The organism is Vibrio sp. 2134-1 (assembly GCF_033339495.1).
In genome coordinates this window covers 1-504 of record NZ_JAWOUS010001016.1, presented here as the reverse complement: position 1 = coordinate 504, position 504 = coordinate 1, and the positions used below count along the sequence as shown (strand labels likewise).

Annotated in this window: 1 protein-coding gene; it reads left to right on the top strand. The window is 42.7% G+C overall.

Annotated elements, in window-relative coordinates; all coding sequences use genetic code 11:
• Positions 1–139: 139 nt before the first annotated feature.
• A partial coding sequence (locus R7R78_RS29785) for a toprim domain-containing protein (RefSeq protein ID WP_263856363.1) occupies positions 140–504 on the top strand: 365 nt, incomplete at its 3' end.

Sequence of the window (504 nt, the reverse complement as noted above, 5' to 3'; positions counted from 1 at the left end):
GCGCGATTTGTCTAAGTTTGTTGAATTTCAATAAATACATATCTAGATAACGATTACTGTTCATTTATACAGTTTTCCCTTGATTTCTTAGGGCTACATTCGATAATGTGGCCCTAATTATTTTGATTTCCAAATCCTTATGTCTCGTCTGTTTATTGCTGAAAAACCCAGTCTAGGCCGTGCTATTGCGGCTGCTTTACCTAATCCCCAAAAGAAAGACCAAGGCTTTATCCGTTGTGGAAATGGTGATGTGGTGACGTGGTGTATTGGTCATTTGCTAGAGCAAGTTGAGCCAGACGCTTACGATGAACGCTACAAAAAATGGAACATGGCCGATCTGCCGATTGTTCCTCAGCAATGGCAACTTAGACCGAGAAAAAGTGCCAGTAAGCAGTTAACCGTGATTCGTAAATTGCTCAAAGAAGCAACCGAAGTGATTCATGCGGGAGACCCAGACCGTGAAGGGCAGTTGTTAGTTGATGAGGTTCTCGACTACTGCAAGCT